The sequence below is a fragment of the Paracoccus sp. MKU1 genome (assembly GCF_001447385.1).
GTDB lineage: Bacteria > Pseudomonadota > Alphaproteobacteria > Rhodobacterales > Rhodobacteraceae > Paracoccus.
On sequence record NZ_LLWQ01000204.1, the window covers coordinates 29,502 to 47,785 of the forward strand.

Consider the following 18,284-nt stretch of genomic DNA (forward strand, 5'->3'; position numbering starts at 1 on the left):
CGTGCCGCCGGTTTGGCCGCCGCGGCACTCACCGCGGCGGCATCAGGTCATTCGTAGGTCTGCGCATCCTCGCCGAAATGCTTCTTGATCAGCTCGTTCTGGCTGCCGTCCTGCTTCATCGCGTTGATCGCCGCGTTCAGCTTTTCGCGCAGTTCGTTGTCGGACTGGCGCACGCCGATGCCGATGCCCTCGTCCAGGTGGACCTGCTCGCCGACGAAGATCAGGTCCTCGCTGTCCTCGACGAAGGGGCGCATGACCTCGTGATCGCCGAAGGCCGCATCGGCCTCGCCATTGCGGACGGCGGCGAAGACCTGGTCGATATTCGGGTATTCCAGCATCGTCGCCTGCGTGTCGGCGACATGGGATGCCTGGACCGTCCCGGTCTGGACCGCGACGATGCCGGTTTCCAGGTTCGCCCCCTCTTCGAGCGCCACATAGGAAGAGGGCGCCGGCGGCAGGTAGTCCTCGGTGAAGGCGATGACCTGCTTGCGCTCCTCGTTGATGCTCATCGCCGCCATGATCGCGTCATAGTTCGCCGAGACCAGGTTCGGGATGATCGAATCCCAGTCGTTCTTGACCCAGGTGCATTGCAGTTCGGCCCGCTTGCACAGCTCATTGCCCAGATCGACCTCGAAGCCGGCCACCTGGCCCTGGTCGTTGATGAAATTGTAGGGAGGATAGGCGCCCTCGGTGGCGATGCGCACCGTCTGTGCCATGCCCATGCCCGCGGTCAGCGCGAAAGCTGCGGCGGCAAGCATCAGTTTCTTCATGCTTTTCTCTCCTGTTGGTTTTCTCATTCGGTCATGGTCGCGCTCAGGAACTGGCGCAGCCGTTCGGACCGCGGTGCACCGAAAAGCTGCGCCGGCGGCCCCTCCTCCTCGATGCGGCCCTGATGCAGGAAGACCACGTGGTCGCTGACATCGGCCGCCAGCCGCATGTCATGGGTGACCAGCAGCATGGTGCGGTGTTCGGCGGCCAGGTCCTTGATGACGCGCACCACCTCTTGCTGCAATTCGGGGTCGAGCGCGCTGGTCGGCTCATCCAGCAGCAGCGCCCGGGGCTCCATGCACAGCGCCCGGGCGATGGCGGCGCGCTGCTGCTGGCCGCCGGACAGCTGCGCCGGCCAGGCATCGGCCTTGTCGCCGATGCCGACCTTGGCCAGCAGCTCGCGCGCCCGCGTCTCGACCTGGGCGGGGTTGCGCTTCAGCACATGGACCGGCGCCTCCATGACGTTTTGCAGGATGGTCATGTGCGACCACAGGTTGAACTGCTGGAACACCATGGACAGGTTGGTGCGCAGCCGCGTCACCTGCGCCCGGTCGGCGGGCATACGGGCGAGCCCCGTGCCGCGCCATTTCACCGCCTCGCCCTCGAACAGGATCTCGCCCTGCTGGCTGTCCTCGAGCAGGTTGCAGCAGCGCAGCAGCGTGGACTTGCCCGAGCCGGAGGAGCCGATGAGGCTGATGACATGGCCGCGCGGCGCGGCCAGGCTGACGCCCCGGATGACCTGAAGCGGACCATAGGCCTTGTGCAGCTCTCTGATTTCTATCACCGGCACGCGGGACGGATCGGCGTTCGGATCGGCGGCGGCAAGGGTCGTTTCTGTCTGGCTCATGCGAATATGAGGCGATATTTGCCGGGCGATTGCAACGCTTTCGTCACAGGCTTTCCGGGCAGGGTGCGGCGATGAGACGCCCGGAGGGCGGGCGGCGCAGGCGGGGTTTGGCGGCGTTGCGGGGTCACTTGCCGGACAACCCCAGATCGTCCAGCGCCCTTTGCCGCGCCAGCGCCGAATCGCGGTCGTTCACGCCCAGCAGCCCGGCCACCAGTCGCACCAGCGATTCCTCGTCGGCATTGCGGCTGCCGTCGGCATAGGCGATCTCCCACAGGGCGGCGATGATCTCCTGCCGGTCTTGCAGGTCCACGCGGTCCTTGATGATGCGGGTGAAGCGGACGGTATCGGGGGCCTCGGCCTCGATCATCTCGGCCGCCGCGCGCCGTTCGGCCGCCTCGGCGGCACCAAGCCCCCGGCGTCGGGCCAGCACCTGATCGATGCGCTGCTGCTCGGCCTTGCCGTAGTGATCGTCGGCGCGGGCCAGGCGGACCAGCAGGGATGCGACTGCGACCTCGGCATCCTGCCCGCGCAGGTGCGAGGAATCGGGGGAGTCGATGAAAAGGCGGCTCAGAAGATTGCGGAACATGGCCGGATATTAAGGCATTTTCGCGGCGCAACAATATGCCGGGCGAAATTTGTCAGGCAGGTTCCCAGCCCTCGACGATGGCGAGATCGGCGATCGAGCAGGGCTGCCGCAGCGCCAGCGCCGCCTGATATTCGGGGCTGTGATAGCAGGCGCGGGCGGTCTCCAGATCGACGAATTCGATCACCACGCTGCGCGGGCGGATCTGGCCCTCGACCACCTGCTGCGCCCCGCCGCGCACCAGGAAACGCGCGCCATATTTGGCGAAGGCGACGGCATTGGCCTGGCGATAGGCCTCATAGGCGGCGGGGTCGTCGACCGTGACATGGCCGATCCAATAGGCTTTGGGCATGGCGGTTTCCTTGCGGTTGCTCGGCGCCGATCATGCCGCGCGCAGGCGCCGCCGCAAGCCCGATCCCGCCTTAGTAACGTTGCGGCACGTAAAGCTCGGGCGGCAGGACCTCGCGCTCGTAATCCGGGTTGAAGACCCGGTCGGGCAGGGTGATCTCCTCATGCGGCACTGGCTCATAGGGGACCTGTGTCAGCAGATGCGCCATGCAGTTCAGCCGCGCCCGCTTCTTGTCGTTGCCGGGCACGATATACCAGGGCGCCTCGGGGATGTTGGTACGCTCGAACATCTCCTCCTTGGCCTTGGTGTAATCCTCCCAGCGGATGCGGGATTGCAGGTCCATGGGCGACAGCTTCCACTGTTTCAGCGGGTCGTGGATGCGCATCAGGAAGCGCATCTGCTGTTCCTCGTCGGTGATCGAGAACCAGTATTTCACCAGCCGGATGCCGGAACGCACCAGCATCCGCTCGAATTCCGGCACGTCGTCGAAGAACTGCTGCACCTCCTCCTCGGAGGCGAAGCCCATGACCCGTTCGACCCCGGCGCGGTTGTACCAGCTGCGGTCGAACAGCACGATTTCGCCCCCGGCCGGCAGATGCGGCACGTAGCGCTGGAAATACCATTGCGTCTTTTCGCGGTCCGAGGGCGCGGGCAGGGCGACGACGCGGGCGACGCGGGGATTCAGGCGCTGGGTAATGCGCTTGATCGCGCCGCCCTTGCCGGCACTGTCGCGGCCCTCGAAGATCACCACCACCTTCTCCTTGTGATGGGCTACCCAGTCCTGAAGCTTGATGAGTTCCGCCTGAAGCCGCAGCAGCTCACGGAAATAATCGGCACGCGGCAGCTGGTCGGGATGGGTCTGGCGATAGATGCGGGCGATCTCCTGCGACAGGACCGCATCCTCCATCTCGATCTCGACATCCTCGTCGAGCGTGTCCTGAAGCTCGGCTTCGAGCCAATCCTTGGGCGCTTGGTCCTGCATGGGATCTCCTGCTGTCTTGCCCGCGGTCTAGCCGCGCAATGTGACAATCCCGTGTCGCCTCCTAGAACAGCCCGGCGCAATCGCGGGTGATGCCGAAGGCGAAGCCGCCGCCGCTGGCATCCGCCACGGTGCCGCACCAGCGCCCGTCGCTGGAAAACAGGCTCTTGCTGCCCCTGGGGCGATAGGCGACGCGCTTGCCGGTCACGGTGAACAGGTTCAGCGTCCCCGAGCCGTTCGGGGCGTAATAGCCGACGACCGTGCCGTCCGCGGTGAAGATCACCCGCTTCTCATTGGCCGGGTTGCGCGGCGAATTGGCATAGCTCGACGCGCTGTTGGCCGGGCTGGCCGCCGAATTGGCGGCGGCATGCGGCGAGTTCGAGGTCCTGGCCGGCGCATTCTGCGGCGCGCCAGGCCCAAGGTCGAAGGGCAGGCGGGTCTGGTCGAGCAGGAATAGCGGCGCATCCGCCAGGGCGGGCGCGGCGCAAAGCAGCAGCATCGGGATCAGGGCAAGGCGCATGTCGGAACCGTTCGTCTGGTCCCGACACTATGGCGCGGTGCGGCGCTTCAGACCAGCCGTTCGTTATCCATGGCCGCGCGCACGAAGCCGGCGAACAGCGGCGCGGGCTGGAAGGGCTTGGATTTCAGCTCGGGATGCGATTGCACGCCGATGAACCAGGGATGGTCGCGGTATTCGACCACCTCGGGCAGCCGCCCGTCCGGCGACATGCCCGAGAAGGACAGGCCCGCCGCCTCCAGCTGATCGCGATACCGGGCATCCACCTCGTAGCGGTGGCGGTGGCGGTCCTCGATCTCCAGCGCCCCGCCATAGACCTCGGAGATCTTCGAGCCCGGTGCCAGCACGGCGGTATAGGCGCCCAGCCGCATGGTGCCACCCTTGTCGTCCGTGACCTTGCGCTGCACGGTATAGTTGCCCTGCACCCATTCCTTGAGGTGATAGACCACCGGGGTGAAGCGGGTCTTGCCAGCCTCGTGGTCGAATTCCTCGGAGCCGGCGTCGGGCATGGCGGCCAGATTGCGCGCCGCCTCGATCACCGCCATCTGCATGCCCAGGCAGATGCCCAGATAGGGCACCTTCTTCTCGCGCGCGTATCTCGCGGCGGCGACCATGCCCTCGGTGCCGCGTTCGCCGAACCCGCCGGGCACGATGATGCCGTTATAGCCGTCCAGCAGATGCGCGCCCTCGCCCTCCAGCTTCTCGCTGTCCACCCAATCGGCCTTGACCCTTACGCGATTGGCCATGCCGCCATGGGTCAGCGCCTCGGCGATGGATTTATAGGCGTCTTCCAGCTGGGTGTATTTGCCGACCACGGCGATGCGGACCTGACCCTCGGCATTTTCCAGCCGGTCCATCACGTCCTCCCAGCGCGTCAGGTCGGGGCGCGGGGCGGGGCTGATCTGGAAGGCGTCCAGCACCGCCTGGTCGAGGCCCGCGCGGTGATAGGCCAAGGGCGCCTCGTAGATCGACTTCAGGTCATAGGCCGGGATCACCGCATCCGGGCGGACATTGCAGAACAGCGCGATCTTGGCACGTTCCTTTTCCGGGATCGGCTGCTCGCTGCGGCAGACCAGCACGTCGGGGGCGATGCCGATCGAGCGCAGCTCCTTGACCGAATGCTGGGTCGGCTTGGTCTTCAACTCTCCGCTTGCGGCCAGCCAGGGCAGCAGCGTCAGATGCACGAAGATGCATTGCCCGCGCGCGCGTTCCTGGGCGAATTGCCGGATCGCCTCGAAGAAGGGCAGGCCCTCGATATCGCCGACCGTGCCGCCGATCTCGCAAAGCATGAAATCGACCTCATCCTCGCCCACGGCCAGGAAATCCTTGATCTCGTTGGTGACGTGCGGGATGACCTGGATCGTCTTGCCCAGATAGGCGCCGCGGCGTTCCTTTTCCAGCACGTTGGAATAGATCCGCCCGGACGAGACCGAGTCGGTCTTGCGCGCCGAAACCCCGGTGAAACGCTCGTAATGGCCAAGGTCCAGGTCGGTCTCGGCGCCGTCGTCGGTGACGAAGACCTCGCCATGCTCGAAGGGGCTCATGGTGCCGGGATCGACGTTCAGGTAGGGATCGAGCTTGCGCAGCCGCACCGTGAAGCCGCGCGCCTGCAACAGCGCCCCCAGCGCCGCCGATGCCAGTCCCTTGCCAAGGGAAGAAACCACACCGCCGGTGATGAAGATGTAACGCGCCATCGAGGCCCCCGTGAGTAATCAAATAGACGATCGCGGCCCGAATCTGGGCGGCGTCACGGGACTCGAGTCATATCCGATTTATCCCGTGGCCGCAACGGACCGCAAGTTGTTGTAAGGGGCGCCTGTCGCGCCCCCAAGTTGTGGTGTCAGTTGTTGGCCGGTGCCGGGGTCGGTGCCGGCGTCTCTGCCGGGGCGTCCTGCGCCGGCGCTTCGGCCGGCGGCGGCGTCACCGGCGCGCTGCCCTCGGCGGGCGCGGCGGGGATCTGGGTCGGGGCTTCGGTTGCGGGTGCCGGCGGTGCGACCGGCTGGCCGGCCCCCGGAACCACGGGCTGGCCCGCGCCGGGCGGCGGGACGTAATCGCCGATGCCGGGCAGGCTGGTCGCTGGGGCGGGCTGCGAGCCGCCGAGATTCAACTGGTCCACGATCGAGCCGCTGGAGGCGTTCTGCGCGGCGATCAGCGTCAGCGTCATCGAGGTGATGATGAAGCCGATGGCAAAGATCCAGGTCAGGCGCGACAGCGCGTTCGCCGCCTGGCGGCCGGTCATGACGCCGCTGCCGCCGCCGCTGCCCATGCCAAGGCCGCCACCTTCGGACCGCTGCAGCAGCACCACCCCGATCAGAAGCACGGCGAGGATCAGATGCACGGTAAGAACGACGTTTTCCACCACGGGGCCTTTCATTCAGCGACGCGCCTATCTAGTCACCAAGGCACGGATTGGCAAGCGGGGGCGGGCATGGGCGCGCTGATGATGCAGGGAACCGGGTCGAATGTGGGAAAATCCCTGCTGGTGGCGGGGTTGTGCCGGGCCGCAAGGCGGCGCGGCATCGCCGTGGCGCCCTTCAAGCCGCAGAACATGTCGAACAATGCCGCCGTGACCCCGGACGGGGGCGAGATCGGCCGGGCGCAGGCGCTTCAGGCACGGGCGGCGGGGCTGGCCCCCTCGGTCCACATGAACCCGGTGCTCTTGAAGCCCGAGACCGACCGGGCCGCGCAGGTGGTGGTGCAGGGCCGTGCCGTGACGCGGGCGGCGGCGGCGGATTACGGTGCCTTGAAGGCGCAACTGCTGGGCGCGGTGCTGGACAGTTTCGCCAGGCTGCGTGCCGCATATGATCTGGTGCTGGTCGAGGGGGCCGGCAGCCCGGCCGAGGTCAACCTGCGCGCCCGCGACATCGCCAACATGGGATTCGCCCGCGCTGCCGAGGTGCCGGTGGTGCTGGCCGGCGACATCGACCGCGGCGGCGTGATCGCGCAGATCGTCGGCACGCAGGCGGTGATCGACCCGGCGGACGCGGCGATGATCCGTGGCTTCGTCATCAACCGTTTTCGCGGCGATCCCTCGCTGTTCGATGCCGGGCGTGCCTTCATCGCCGAGCGCACCGGCTGGCCGGATCTCGGCCTTGTGCCATGGTTCCCGGATGCCGCGCTTCTGCCGGCCGAGGATGCGGTGGACTTGCGCCACGCCTCGGGGGGCGGAAGCCTGCATATCGCCTGCCCGATGCTGTCCCGCATCGCCAATTTCGACGATCTCGACCCGCTGGCGGCCGAGCCGGGAGTGCGTCTGACCATGGTTCCGCCTGGACAGGCGCTGCCGGGCGATGTCGATCTGGTGATCCTGCCGGGCACGAAATCGACGCGGGGCGATCTGGCCTTTCTGCGCCAGCAGGGCTGGGACATCGACCTGGCCGCGCATCTGCGGCGCGGCGGCCGGGTGCTGGGCATCTGCGGCGGCTACCAGATGCTGGGGCACTGGGTCCACGACCCCGACGGTCATGACGGCGATCCCGGCAGCACCCCCGGGCTGGGCCTGCTGGATGTCGAGACCCGCATGGCGGCCGAGAAGCGCCTGACCCGCATCGAAGGCACCGCGCTCGGCCAGCCCCTCGAGGGTTACGAGATTCACATGGGCCGCACCGAAGGCCCGGATTGCGCCCGCCCCTTCGCCCATATCCCCGAACCGGACGGTGCCACCAGCCCCGACGGGCGGGTCGCCGGCACCTATCTGCACGGGCTGTTTTCGGGCGACGGTTTCCGCGCCGCCTGGCTTGGGCAGTTCGGCGCGGCCTCGGCGCTGGATTACGGCGCCGGCGTCGAGGCTGTGCTCGACCGGCTGGCCGCGCATCTCGAGGCGCATCTGGACATCGACCGGCTTTTCGCGCTGGCGCGCTAAAGGATTTCCGACAGGATGCGTTCGGCCTCGGCCTGGCAGGGGGTCAGCCGCGCGCGGTCCTCGCCGGGAAAGAAACGCGCCCGCACCGCGGTCGGCATCGGCGCCGGCTCGGCGATGACGACGCGCGGGCCGAGGGTTTCGTTCTCGGTCTGCCAGCTGCGGGCCAGGGCGATCTGCCCGGCCTTGGTGGCGCCGTAGCTGCCGAAGAATTTCTGCCCGGCGCGCTGGTCGTCGAAAAACAGCGCCGTGCCCTTGCGCGCGCGCAGCAGCGGCTCGATCAGCCCGATCAATCCGCGCGTGGTGACGATGTTCAGGTCGACCGATTTCTGGAAATCCTTGGCGTCGATATGGCCGGCCGGCGACAGCGGCGCGGCATGGATTGCCGTATGCGCCCAGAGGTCCAGCCCGCCCCAGCGTCCCGTGACGGCCTCCACCATCTGCATCATGGCCTCAGGCTGGCCGACATCCATCGGCGCTAGCGTGGCCGAGCCCCCGGCCCGGCGGATGCGGTCGTCCAACTCCTCCAACGCGCCGGTTGTGCGGGCGACGGCCAGGATGTGCCAGCCGCGCGCGGCGAGGGTTTCGGCCAAAGCGGCGCCAAGGCCGCGCGAGGCGCCGGTGATCAGCGCGATTTTGTCATGCTCGGTCATGGCGCCGATTTCGCACCGGCCGCGGCCCTGCGCAAGCCCCTTGCACAGGGCAGCAAAGGGGTGCGTCACATTGACTTTTCGTCGGCATCGTCGCTTCGGAAACCGGCGGGCCATTCACTGCCCTGCCGGCTGCGGCGCTGCGGTTGTGCGATCTCGGACGGGGGGGAGGCCAGCGGCAGGATCGCGGCGCCCGCCGCAGTCGCCCGCCATCCCAGGCGCGGCGCCTTCATCCCGTCTGTTGCAGTTTCGCCAGGGCGGTCTGGCAAAGGCCGAGGTCCAGCCATTGGCAACCATTGCAGATCCGGCCCAGATCCTCGGGCTGCAACCGGGCGGCGGCGCGGGCCTGCGCCTCGGCCCAGGTCATGCGCTGACCCGAGCGGATGCCCAGCGCCGCGGCATGGCGCCTGTCCAGCCGGCCGATCCGGTCGTCCGCGGTGCAGCCCATGCCGCGCCGCGAGGGGCAGGGGCCGCAGATCGAATCGGCCATGACGGTAAAGACCACCGGCGTCTGCGGATCGGCGCGCAGCCGGCCATGCACGATGGCGTTCATGTTCTCGGTGAACTCCGGCGAATAGCCGCGCCCCTGCCAGCCGATCGAGCAAAGCACGTGATGCGGGCGCAGCAGAACGGCCCCGGAGTTTGTCCGGGGCCGGTCCTGTTCCTGTTCGTGACCGCTCAGCGGGCGTCCAGCGGCTTGTAGTCGCGCCGCGGCGAGCCGACATAGAGCTGGCGCGGCCGGCCGATCTTGTTCTGCGGATCGGCGATCATCTCCTTCCACTGCGAGATCCAGCCGACGGTGCGCGACAGCGCGAAGATCGGCGTGAACATCGAGGTCGGGAAGCCCATCGCCTCGAGGATGATGCCGGAATAGAAATCCACGTTCGGATAAAGCTTCTTCGAGACGAAATACTCGTCCTCCAGCGCGATCCGCTCCAGCTCCTTGGCAACTTGCAGCGTCGGGTTGTTGTGCACGCCCAGAAGGTCCAGCACCTCGTCGGCCGATTCCTTCATCACCTTGGCGCGCGGGTCGAAGTTCTTGTAGACGCGATGGCCGAAGCCCATCAGCCGGAACGGGTCGTTCTTGTCCTTGGCGCGGGCGAGGAATTCCGGAATGCGCTCGACCGAGCCGATCTCGCGCAGCATCTCCAGGCAGGCCTGGTTGGCGCCGCCATGCGCCGGGCCCCAGAGGCAGGCGATGCCGGCGGCGATGCAGGCGAAGGGGTTCGCGCCCGAGGAGCCCGCCAGCCGCACGGTCGAGGTCGAGGCGTTCTGCTCGTGATCGGCATGCAGGGTGAAGATGCGGTCCATGGCCCGCGACAGCGCCGGATCGACATGATAGGGCTCGGCCGGGACCGAGAAGCACATGTGCAGGAAATTGCTGGCGTAATCCAGCTCGTTCCGGGGATAGACGAAGGGCTGGCCCAGCGAATACTTATAGGCCATGGCGGCGATGGTCGGCACCTTGGCGATCAGCCGGATCGAGGCGATCTCGCGCTGCACCGGGTCGTTGATGTCGATCGAGTCGTGATAGAAGGCCGACATCGCCCCGACCACGCCGACCATGGTCGCCATCGGGTGGCTGTCGCGGCGGAAGCCGCGGAAGAAATAGTGCATCTGCTCATGCACCATGGTGTGGCGGGTGATGCGGGTCTCGAAATCGACCAGCTGGTCCTTGTTGGGCAGTTCGCCGTAAAGCAGCAGGTAGCAGACCTCGAGATAATGCGATTCCGAGGCCAGCTGCTCGATCGGGTAGCCGCGATACCACAGCTCGCCCTTGTCGCCGTCGATATAGGTGATCGTCGAATCGCAGGACGCCGTCGAGGTGAAGCCGGGGTCATAGGTGAAGACATCCGCCTCGCTGTAAAGCTTGCGAATATCGACCACATCCGGCCCCGCGGTCGGGGACAGGACCGCGAGGTCGTAATCCTTGCCCGCGAGATGCAGCCTTGCGGTTTTTTCTTCTGCCATTCCCAGTTCCTTTCACCTGTCTCCGGCCCGCGGGCCGGGTGATGGGCGCGGGTCTCAGCCCGCTTGATCCTGCATCCGGGCCAGCGTTTCGTCGCGGCCAAGCGCCAACATCATATCGAACACGCTGGGGGTCGAACTGCGCCCCGCGAGGGCCGCACGCAGCGGCGCCGCCACCTTGCCCAGCCCCAGCCCGTGCGACTCGCCAATCCGCTTGGCCGCCGCCTCGAGTTCGTTGCGCTCCCAGCTAGCATTCTGCACCGCGGCAGTCAATTCGTTCAGTATACGACGGGATACAGTATCCAGCGCCGCCGCCGCCTTCTCCTCGACCGCGACCGGCCGGTCGATCAGCGCGAAATGTGCCTGGTCGAGCAGGGCGGGCAGGGTTTTTGCCTTGGTTTTCAAGGCACCCAGCGCCGGGCGCAGCCAGGCGATCTGGCGTTCCGACAAGGGTTCGGCGCCGGTCGCAGCGCGGAAAGCCGCGATCTCGTCCATCAGTTCGGTATCGCTCATCCTGGCGATATGCCAGCCGCTGACATGTTCCAGCTTCTTGAAATCCAGTCGGGCCGGGGCCTTGCCGATTCCGTCCAGATCGAACCAGGCCCTGGCTTGAGCATCGTCGAACAGCTCGTCGTCGCCATGGCTCCAGCCCAGGCGCGCCAGATAGTTGCGCATCGCCGCCGCCGGATAGCCCATGGCGGCATATTCGTGCAGGCCGACCGCGCCATGGCGCTTGGACAGCTTCTTGCCGTCCGGCCCGTGGATCAGCGGGATATGGGCAAAGACCGGGATGTCCCAGCCCATGGCCTGATAGATCTGGATCTGCCGCGCGGCATTGGTCAGGTGATCGTCACCCCGGATCACATGGGTCACGCCCATGTCGTGATCGTCCACCACCACCGCCAGCATATAGGTCGGCGTCCCGTCCGAGCGCAGCAGCACCATGTCGTCGAGCTGCGCATTGCCGAAGGTCACGTCACCCTGCACGGCGTCCCGCACCACGGTCTCGCCGTCGCGCGGCGCTTTCAGCCGGATCGCATAGGGCCCTTCGGGCAGACTGGCCGGATCGGCGTCGCGCCAGGGCGACAGGAACAGGGTCGAGCGCCCCTCGGCCCTGGCCTTTTCGCGGAAGGCCTCGATTTCCTCGGCGGTCGAGAAGCATTTATAGGCGGTGCCGTTTTCCAGCATGGCGCGGGCGACCTCGGCATGGCGGGCGACCCCGGCGAACTGGCTGACCGGCTCGCCGTCCCAGTCCAGGCCCAGCCAGCGCAGGCCCTGCAAGATCGCCTCGGTCGCCTCGGGGGTCGAGCGGGCGCGGTCGGTATCCTCGATCCGCAGCAGGAACTTTCCGCCCCGGCCGCGGGCATAGAGCCAGTTGAACAGGGCCGTCCGCGCGCCCCCGATATGCAGATAGCCGGTGGGCGAGGGCGCGAAGCGGGTCACGACAGGGCGGGAATCAGTCATCGGCGATCCGGTCAGTTTCAGAAAATGGGGTCATTGGCCGCGGCCGTTAATCCTTTCGAAAGGGTCGGCATGCCAATCTTGGCGCCACAGATACGCAAGTGCCACGGCAAGGACAAGTTTTGGTGACGGAATCGGTGAACGCTTTGCGAATGCGCCTGCCGGCCCTGGCCGCCGGCGCCAGGCGGGATGCGCCGGCCTCGCCCCGGCCTTCCGTCAGCATCCGGGCCGGGCTGCTGCCCTGGGTGCCCTTCTGGCTTTCGCTCGGCATCGGCGGCTGGTTCCTGCTGCCACGGGAGCCCGGGCCGGGCCTTTACGCCTTGCTGATTCTGGCCGGCGGATCCTGCCTGCTGCTGGCGACCGCGGCGAGGCGGCTGGCCGAGGGCGGCTGGCTCGGCTGGATCTGGGCGGATCGGCTGCGGCTTGGCGTCCTGGCCCTGTTCCTGGCCGTGCTGGGGGCGGGGCTTGCAGGAGCCCGGGCGCATATGGTCGCCGCGCCGGTGCTGGATTTCCGCTATTACGGCCCGGTCGAGGGGCGGGTGATCGGTATCGATCGCTCGTCGCGCGACCGGATGCGACTGCTGCTCGATCAGGTCGGGCTGCATGAGGTTGCGCCCGGCCGCATGCCGGCCCGGGTGCGGATTTCTCTGCTGACCCCGCAGGAATTGCCGGTGCCGGGCCAGCGCGTGATGCTGACCGCGCATCTGGGTCCGCCCCCCGGCCCGTCCGAGCCGGGCGGTTTCGACTTTCGCCGCATGGCCTGGTTCGAGCGTCTGGGCGCCGTGGGCTATGCCCGCACCCCGGTCCTCACGGTCGAGCCGCCCGCCGCTGGCGGCATGCTGGCCCTGCACCGCCTCCGCATGTCGCTGTCCGGGGCGATGCAGGATCGGATCGGCGGCCAGGCCGGGGCGGTCTCGGCGGCGCTGATGACCGGCGACCGCTCCGGAATCGCCGAAGAGACCAACCAGATCATGCGCGATTCGAATCTCTATCACATCGTGTCGATCTCGGGTTTGCACATGAGCATGCTGGCCGGCTTCGTCTATGCCGCGCTGCGGCTCTCCGGCGTGGTGGCGCAGGGGCTGGGCGGCATCCGGGCGGTGCCGGTCCACAAGCTGGCGGCGGCGGGGGCGCTTTGCGCCTCGGCGCTGTATCTCTGGCTTTCGGGCGGCGGCGTCGCGACCGAGCGTGCCTTCATCATGGTGGCGGTGATGCTGCTGGCGATCATCGCCGACCGGCGCGCCGTGTCGCTACGCACCGTCGCCGTTGCCGCCGGCATCGTGTTGGTGCTGAACCCCGAGGCACTGACCGAGCCCGGCTTCCAGATGAGCTTTGCCGCCACGGTCGCATTGATCCTGATGCAGGAACCCTGGATGAGGCTGTCTCCGCGCTTGCCGTGGTGGGTCCGGCCGGTGCTGATGCTGTTCGTCTCGTCCTTCGTGGCCGGCATGGTGACTGCCCCCATCGCCGCCGCCCATTTCGGGCGGATGACGCAATACGGCCTGCTGGCCAACATGCTGGTCGTGCCGGTCGTCGGGGCGCTGGTGATGCCTGGCGGCGTCTTTGCGGCGCTGCTGGCGCCGCTCGGTCTCGCCCAGCCGGCGCTGTGGCTGATGGGGCTCGGCACCAGCTGGATGCTGGCGGTGGCGCAATGGATATCGGATCTGGATGGGGCGGTGACCCTGTTCCCGGCCGCGCCGCGCGCCGTGCTGCCGCTGATGGCCATCGGTGCGCTGCTGGTCCTGCTGGCGCCGATTCCCGGCAGCGCGACTCGCCCCGTGGCCCTGCTTTTGCGCCGTGGCGCGGGCACGGCCTTGTTGACGGCGGCGGGCCTGCTCTGGCTGGGTGCCCAGCGTCCCGACATCCTGATCTCGGCCCAGGGCGATGCGGCAGCGGTGTTGACCCCGGCGGGCAGGGCGCCCTCGAAGCCGCGGGGCGGCAGTTTCGCGGTGACGAACTGGCTGGAGGCCGATGGTGATGCCGCCGATCAGGCGGAGGCTGCCGCCCGCCCGCTGTGGATCGGGGCGCCTTCAGATCGCTGGGCGGATCTCGAGCGGGCCGGAATCCGGCTTCGGATCCGGCATCTGACCGGCAAGGCGGCAGCGCAGGATGCCGGGGCCTATTGTCGCGAGGGCGGCATTCTGGTCGCGAACGCCCCCTTGTCCCTAAGCGTCGATGCCCGAAAGGAATGCCTGGTCCTGGACCCTGGATATCTGGGGAAACGCGGGGCGGTAGCGATATTCCTGACGGAGGACGGCCCGAATCTCATTTCTGCCGACGAACCGGGCTCCGGCCGACTTTGGCACTGATCGACCCCGACAGCTCATCCGAACAGGCCCCAAGGAAATGCATGGTCTTGTCAATCGTTGTATCGAGGCGTTCCTGCGCAGCACGTATGGAAGCGCGACGTGGCAAAAGATCGCCGCCGAAGTCGATGTCCACCCCGATGGTTTCCTGACCTGGAGCGCCAGCCCGGACAGCGTCACCCATGCCATCGTGATCGCTTCGGCCAGGCGCTTCGACAAATCGCTTGGTGAGCTTCTCGAGGATATCGGCGCATGGCTGAGCCGCCAGGAACAGATCCGCAGGCTGCTGCGGTTCGGCGGCGCGAATTTCGAGGAATTCGTGGAATCGCTGCGCGAATTGCCGGGACGGATCAAGCTGGTGATCCCCGATCTCGAGTTTCCGGGCTTCGTGGTGTTGGCGGACGCGCCCGGGAACTATCGGATAATCGCCGACCCGCACCAGCCGGGGCTGATGCGGGTCCTGGCCGGCATGCTGAGGGTCATGGCGGATGACTATGGCTCGCTCGTCATCATTTCGGTCGTGCGGGACTGCATCGCCATCGAGATCGTCTTGCCCGATTACTCCGGCAAGCGTCGCTTCGACCTGTCTCCGATACGGCTGATGTCTTGAAAGACGCCGTGGTCGATATGCGCGATCTGGCGGATCTGATGCCGATGCATCTCCTGCTGAATCGCGCCGGCGTGATGGTCTCGCAGGGCAGGACGCTTGCCAAGCTGTTGGGCGGCGCGGCCCGTCTGGAAGATGTTTTCATTCCGACCAACAATATCGGCCAACCTATCCGTTTCGACGACCTGTTTTCCCAGCTTGGCGACGGCAAGAGGATATTCTTGCAGCTGCGCCACCATCAGGACGTTTCCTTGCGGGGTCATGGCGTGCAGGTCTTGCCCGAGCTTGCCATGCTCAATCTGGGGTTCGGGATATGTCTTTCCTCGGCTGTGCAGCGGTTCGGACTGAGTGATTCGGATTTTCCTCCATCGGACCTCGCCATGGAGTTTCTGTTCCTGCACGAGGCGAACCGTGCCGCTTTGACTGAGCTGTCCCGCGTCAACACCAGGCTGGCGGAGGCGCGGGAAAGCGCGCAGATCCTGTCCATCACCGATCCGCTGACCGGAGTGCTGAATAGGCGTGGCTTTGACGCCGTATTTTCCAAGGCGTTCGATCAGAGGGACAAGAATCCCTTCGCTCTGGTTCACATGGATCTCGACCGCTTCAAGGAGATCAACGACACATTCGGCCATGCCGCCGGCGATCGGGTTCTGGCCGAGGTGGCCGCGGTATTGGCTTCCGAGGTGCGCTCCGGCGACAGGGTTTGCCGCATGGGAGGGGATGAGTTTCTGATCCTGATCCTTGCCGATCGGCCGGCGGCGGTCGCGCAGAATATCTGCGAAAGAATGATCCGGAAAATCGGGGCTATGGAGGTATGCCCAGGTTCGGAAAAGGTCTCGGCGAGCATGGGCATCGCGGTTTCCGACAGCAAGCGAATCCTTCAGCTTCCGCAGCTGTTCGAGATGGCCGATGCGGCGCTTTACCGTGCAAAAGCCTCTGGCCGGGGCAGGGTGGTTTCGTGGAGCGAGGCGCTCCGCTAGTCCGCGAGGCTTTCCGTCCTTGATATCGGGCATGGCAGGCAAGCCGTGGCCCGCACGCCATCCATTGTCGCGCATGTTCGGTTCGGCCGCGGGGCTAGAAGCCGGCGAGACATTCTTGGCTCAGTTCTCGTTGGGTGTTGCAAGGTCGGTTGAAGAGGAAAAAAACTCATTTGACCCGGAGGTGATCTCTATGGATTCCAATGAGTTTTCACGGTTTCTCGCGCGCGTCGACCTGCTTGATGAGGAACAGCGCTCCACCTTGCGGGACATGCTTTCCCAACCGCAAGCACCGAAGTGCAGAACGGCAGAGTTGCTTGATCAGGCGATGCCGCGCTGTTGCCCTGCCTGCGGCAGCGGGAAGATAGGTGGCGGTCACGTCCGTCACGGTGGTGTAATTTTGCGGATGGCCTGAGGTCATGATCAGGCGGCTTTTGTGGTTATGCTGAGAATGGGATCGCTCTCCTGCTTGTCGATCTGTGCGAAGGCTTCGAGCATCATGGAGCGGCTTGCGGTCTGCCATTCGTCGTTTTGCTCGAAGAACCGGTGCCGTGCGGGCGCTTTGCCCTCGTGTCGTCTTACGATGAAGCTGACTGGAATGCCCGCGGGTCTGGGGGAGTGGCGGGGAACGGTTTACGCTCGGAGGGTCCGGGCAACCGGCTTTCAACCATGAGGTTTTCCCCGCGCCGATTGCCGATTACTGTGCCGCCGAAACGAGTCAGGAGTTGCGGGCGCATGCAGGTCGTCTTTCATTGCGGGGTTCACGGCACGGATCTCTATCGCATGGTCAAGACCCTGTTGCAGAACCGGGACTGGCTGTTGCGCAATGGGGTCGAGCCGGTGACCCCAAACCGGCATCGCGAGGTCTTCAACGAGGCGCTGAGCGCGTTGAAAGGCGGCCCTGCCACGCCGGAAATGGAACAGGTGATGCTGGACGCGATCCTGGACTCGGACGATCCGCGGCGGATCATTTGCAGCACGCCGACCTTTCTTGGCAAGGCAGCGCGCGCGATCTCGCCCGAAGGGCTCTATGCCAGCGCCGGCGAGAAGATGGCGGCGCTGGCCAACCTGTTTCCCAGCGCCGAGGTCGAGTTCTTCTTGGCGCTGAAGAACCCCGCCACGCTGGTCTCCTACATCCTGTCGCAAGAGAGCAACGGCACCTATGCCGAGCTGATGGGCGGGGTCGATCCCGAGGCGCTGCGCTGGGGCCCAGCGATACGGCGGGTCCTGGCCGCCCTGCCGGGCCGGCGCCTGGTGGTCTGGTGTCACGAGGATACCTCGCTGATCTGGCCCGAGGTGGTGCGCCGCATCTCGACCATGCCGGCCGATGTGCCGCTCAAGGCCGGCTTGCAGGTCCTGGGCGATATCCTCCACCCCGACGGCATCCGCATGATCCGCGAGGCGATGGCGCAAGAGGAGCGGCTGACCATCGCCAGCCGCCGCAGGATCTTTGCCGCCGCGCTCGAGAAATACGCTCAGCCCGAACAGATCGAGGTGGAGTTGAACCTGCCCGGCTGGACCCAGCCGATGGTGGACCGCATCACCACCGCCTATGAAGCCGACATGGCCGAGATCGCGGCCTTGCCGGGGATCGAGTTCCTGACCTCCTGAACCAACCGGATCGTTGTCCCGGAGCAGGTCTTTGTCCGTCCAGGACGTCGTCGGCCTGCGGGCAGCCGGCATTTCGGCCGGATACGGTTTTCGAGGATGGGGGCCTCTGGCAATCCGGAGCCTTCGCCAATTCTTCGGGGAGGCCCGGTGGGTTTTCCTTGCCGGTGGGAGTGCGGATCCGCGGCAAGGGATTTGCGCGGGGTATCGACCGGATGCGGCGCGGATCGTGGGGCCGCTGGTTCTGTCCAAGGCTGCCGGGCTTTGGTCGATTTGATCGACGTGAGCTCCCCACTACGAACATGCCAGGGGCGCCGATTCGCTGGGTTTGCGAAGCCATGGATCGGGGATGGACAGGAAGCCGAAGCGCTCGACCGGAGGCATCTCCCGCGGATTTTCAGGGCACGGTTCTCTACCGCCCTAGCTGTCGCGACGGAGCGAAGCATGGCGCAAGGATATCCGCCAATACAATCTTGCCGTGTATCGGCAAGCTGGCGAGACGCGGAGCTTGGAATGAGAAATCGGGACGGGAGAAGAGTAACGGCCCGATTGTTACCGTCTGCCTGAGTTTGGGCTGATGGATTAAGGCACGTGCATAGTGACGTCGTTAATGACGTGTCTTATGCGGGTGTGGGGATGCGGGGCGATATTCTTGGACTGGAGCGGCGGCGGCGGTGGAGCGACGAGGAGAAGCTCGAGATCGTTTTGTCGGTCGGCGTGGACGGGGCGACGGTGACGCAGGTTGCACAGCGGCACGATGTGACGCGGCAGCAAATCTATGCCTGGCGGCACCAACTAAAGAAGA

The 18,284-nt window shown here is 66.3% G+C and carries 19 protein-coding genes; 7 read left to right on the forward strand and 12 right to left on the reverse strand.

Annotated elements, in window-relative coordinates; genetic code table 11:
- Window positions 1–47: 47 nt before the first annotated feature.
- The 8 genes from AQY21_RS19710 to secG form a co-directional block, all read right to left on the reverse strand.
- On the reverse strand, window positions 48–770 hold the full coding sequence (locus AQY21_RS19710) for a transporter substrate-binding domain-containing protein (protein WP_058099306.1): 723 nt from the start codon (window positions 768–770) through the stop codon (window positions 48–50).
- Between the two features lie 23 nt (window positions 771–793).
- On the reverse strand, window positions 794–1,615 hold the full coding sequence (locus AQY21_RS19715; protein WP_058099307.1) for an ABC transporter ATP-binding protein: 822 nt from the start codon (window positions 1,613–1,615) through the stop codon (window positions 794–796).
- A 124-nt stretch (window positions 1,616–1,739) separates the two neighbouring features.
- Window positions 1,740–2,201 (reverse strand): TerB family tellurite resistance protein, encoded by a 462-nt coding sequence (locus AQY21_RS19720; protein ID WP_058099308.1) that lies wholly within the window; start codon window positions 2,199–2,201, stop codon window positions 1,740–1,742.
- A 52-nt stretch (window positions 2,202–2,253) separates the two neighbouring features.
- Window positions 2,254–2,550: a DUF1330 domain-containing protein gene (locus AQY21_RS19725; protein ID WP_058099309.1), complete on the reverse strand. Its 297-nt coding sequence runs from the start codon at window positions 2,548–2,550 to the stop codon at window positions 2,254–2,256.
- Between the two features lie 70 nt (window positions 2,551–2,620).
- Window positions 2,621–3,529: a polyphosphate kinase 2 gene (ppk2, locus tag AQY21_RS19730; protein ID WP_058099310.1), complete on the reverse strand. Its 909-nt coding sequence runs from the start codon at window positions 3,527–3,529 to the stop codon at window positions 2,621–2,623.
- 61 nt (window positions 3,530–3,590) lie between these two features.
- Window positions 3,591–4,046, reverse strand: a complete 456-nt coding sequence (locus tag AQY21_RS19735; RefSeq protein WP_058099311.1) for a hypothetical protein — start codon at window positions 4,044–4,046, stop codon at window positions 3,591–3,593.
- 47 nt (window positions 4,047–4,093) lie between these two features.
- Entirely contained in the window at window positions 4,094–5,737 is a 1,644-nt protein-coding gene (locus tag AQY21_RS19740) for a CTP synthase (protein ID WP_058099312.1), read from the reverse strand.
- A gap of 146 nt (window positions 5,738–5,883) precedes the next feature.
- Window positions 5,884–6,417: a preprotein translocase subunit SecG gene (secG, locus tag AQY21_RS19745; protein WP_152988284.1), complete on the reverse strand. Its 534-nt coding sequence runs from the start codon at window positions 6,415–6,417 to the stop codon at window positions 5,884–5,886.
- A 54-nt stretch (window positions 6,418–6,471) separates the two neighbouring features.
- On the opposite strand from secG, the gene AQY21_RS19750 reads away from it, so the two are divergent.
- Window positions 6,472–7,905, forward strand: a complete 1,434-nt coding sequence (locus AQY21_RS19750) for a cobyric acid synthase (RefSeq protein ID WP_058099313.1) — start codon at window positions 6,472–6,474, stop codon at window positions 7,903–7,905.
- Here the strand turns inward: AQY21_RS19750 and AQY21_RS19755 are convergent.
- The 4 genes from AQY21_RS19755 to gltX all read right to left on the reverse strand — a co-directional run bounded on the left by AQY21_RS19755 (window position 7,902) and on the right by gltX (window position 11,984).
- On the reverse strand, window positions 7,902–8,555 hold the full coding sequence (locus tag AQY21_RS19755) for an SDR family oxidoreductase (RefSeq protein WP_058099324.1): 654 nt from the start codon (window positions 8,553–8,555) through the stop codon (window positions 7,902–7,904). The genes AQY21_RS19750 and AQY21_RS19755 overlap by 4 nt on opposite strands.
- Window positions 8,556–8,781: 226 nt before the next feature.
- On the reverse strand, window positions 8,782–9,162 hold the full coding sequence (locus AQY21_RS19760) for a DUF1284 domain-containing protein (RefSeq protein ID WP_082658188.1): 381 nt from the start codon (window positions 9,160–9,162) through the stop codon (window positions 8,782–8,784).
- 68 nt (window positions 9,163–9,230) lie between these two features.
- Entirely contained in the window at window positions 9,231–10,523 is a 1,293-nt protein-coding gene (gene gltA / locus AQY21_RS19765) for a citrate synthase (RefSeq protein WP_058099314.1), read from the reverse strand.
- A 54-nt stretch (window positions 10,524–10,577) separates the two neighbouring features.
- Window positions 10,578–11,984, reverse strand: a complete 1,407-nt coding sequence (gene gltX, locus AQY21_RS19770; RefSeq protein ID WP_058099315.1) for a glutamate--tRNA ligase — start codon at window positions 11,982–11,984, stop codon at window positions 10,578–10,580.
- A gap of 122 nt (window positions 11,985–12,106) precedes the next feature.
- On the opposite strand from gltX, the gene AQY21_RS19775 reads away from it, so the two are divergent.
- The 6 genes from AQY21_RS19775 to AQY21_RS19800 form a co-directional block, all read left to right on the forward strand.
- Window positions 12,107–14,290 (forward strand): ComEC/Rec2 family competence protein, encoded by a 2,184-nt coding sequence (locus AQY21_RS19775; RefSeq protein WP_369807810.1) that lies wholly within the window; start codon window positions 12,107–12,109, stop codon window positions 14,288–14,290.
- 37 nt (window positions 14,291–14,327) lie between these two features.
- Window positions 14,328–14,897 carry a heme NO-binding domain-containing protein gene (locus tag AQY21_RS19780; protein WP_058099317.1) on the forward strand — a complete coding sequence of 190 codons (570 nt, stop codon included), beginning with the start codon at window positions 14,328–14,330 and terminating at the stop codon, window positions 14,895–14,897.
- Window positions 14,894–15,874 carry a diguanylate cyclase gene (locus AQY21_RS19785; protein ID WP_058099318.1) on the forward strand — a complete coding sequence of 327 codons (981 nt, stop codon included), beginning with the start codon at window positions 14,894–14,896 and terminating at the stop codon, window positions 15,872–15,874. The genes AQY21_RS19780 and AQY21_RS19785 overlap by 4 nt, the downstream gene beginning before the upstream one ends.
- Before the next feature lie 31 nt (window positions 15,875–15,905).
- Window positions 15,906–16,286 (forward strand): hypothetical protein, encoded by a 381-nt coding sequence (locus tag AQY21_RS19790; protein ID WP_152988285.1) that lies wholly within the window; start codon window positions 15,906–15,908, stop codon window positions 16,284–16,286.
- 320 nt (window positions 16,287–16,606) lie between these two features.
- Window positions 16,607–17,482 carry a hypothetical protein gene (locus AQY21_RS19795; RefSeq protein WP_058099320.1) on the forward strand — a complete coding sequence of 292 codons (876 nt, stop codon included), beginning with the start codon at window positions 16,607–16,609 and terminating at the stop codon, window positions 17,480–17,482.
- Window positions 17,483–18,070: 588 nt separating this feature from the next.
- On the forward strand, window positions 18,071–18,284 hold a 214-nt coding region (locus AQY21_RS19800), incomplete at its 3' end, for a transposase (protein WP_203416577.1).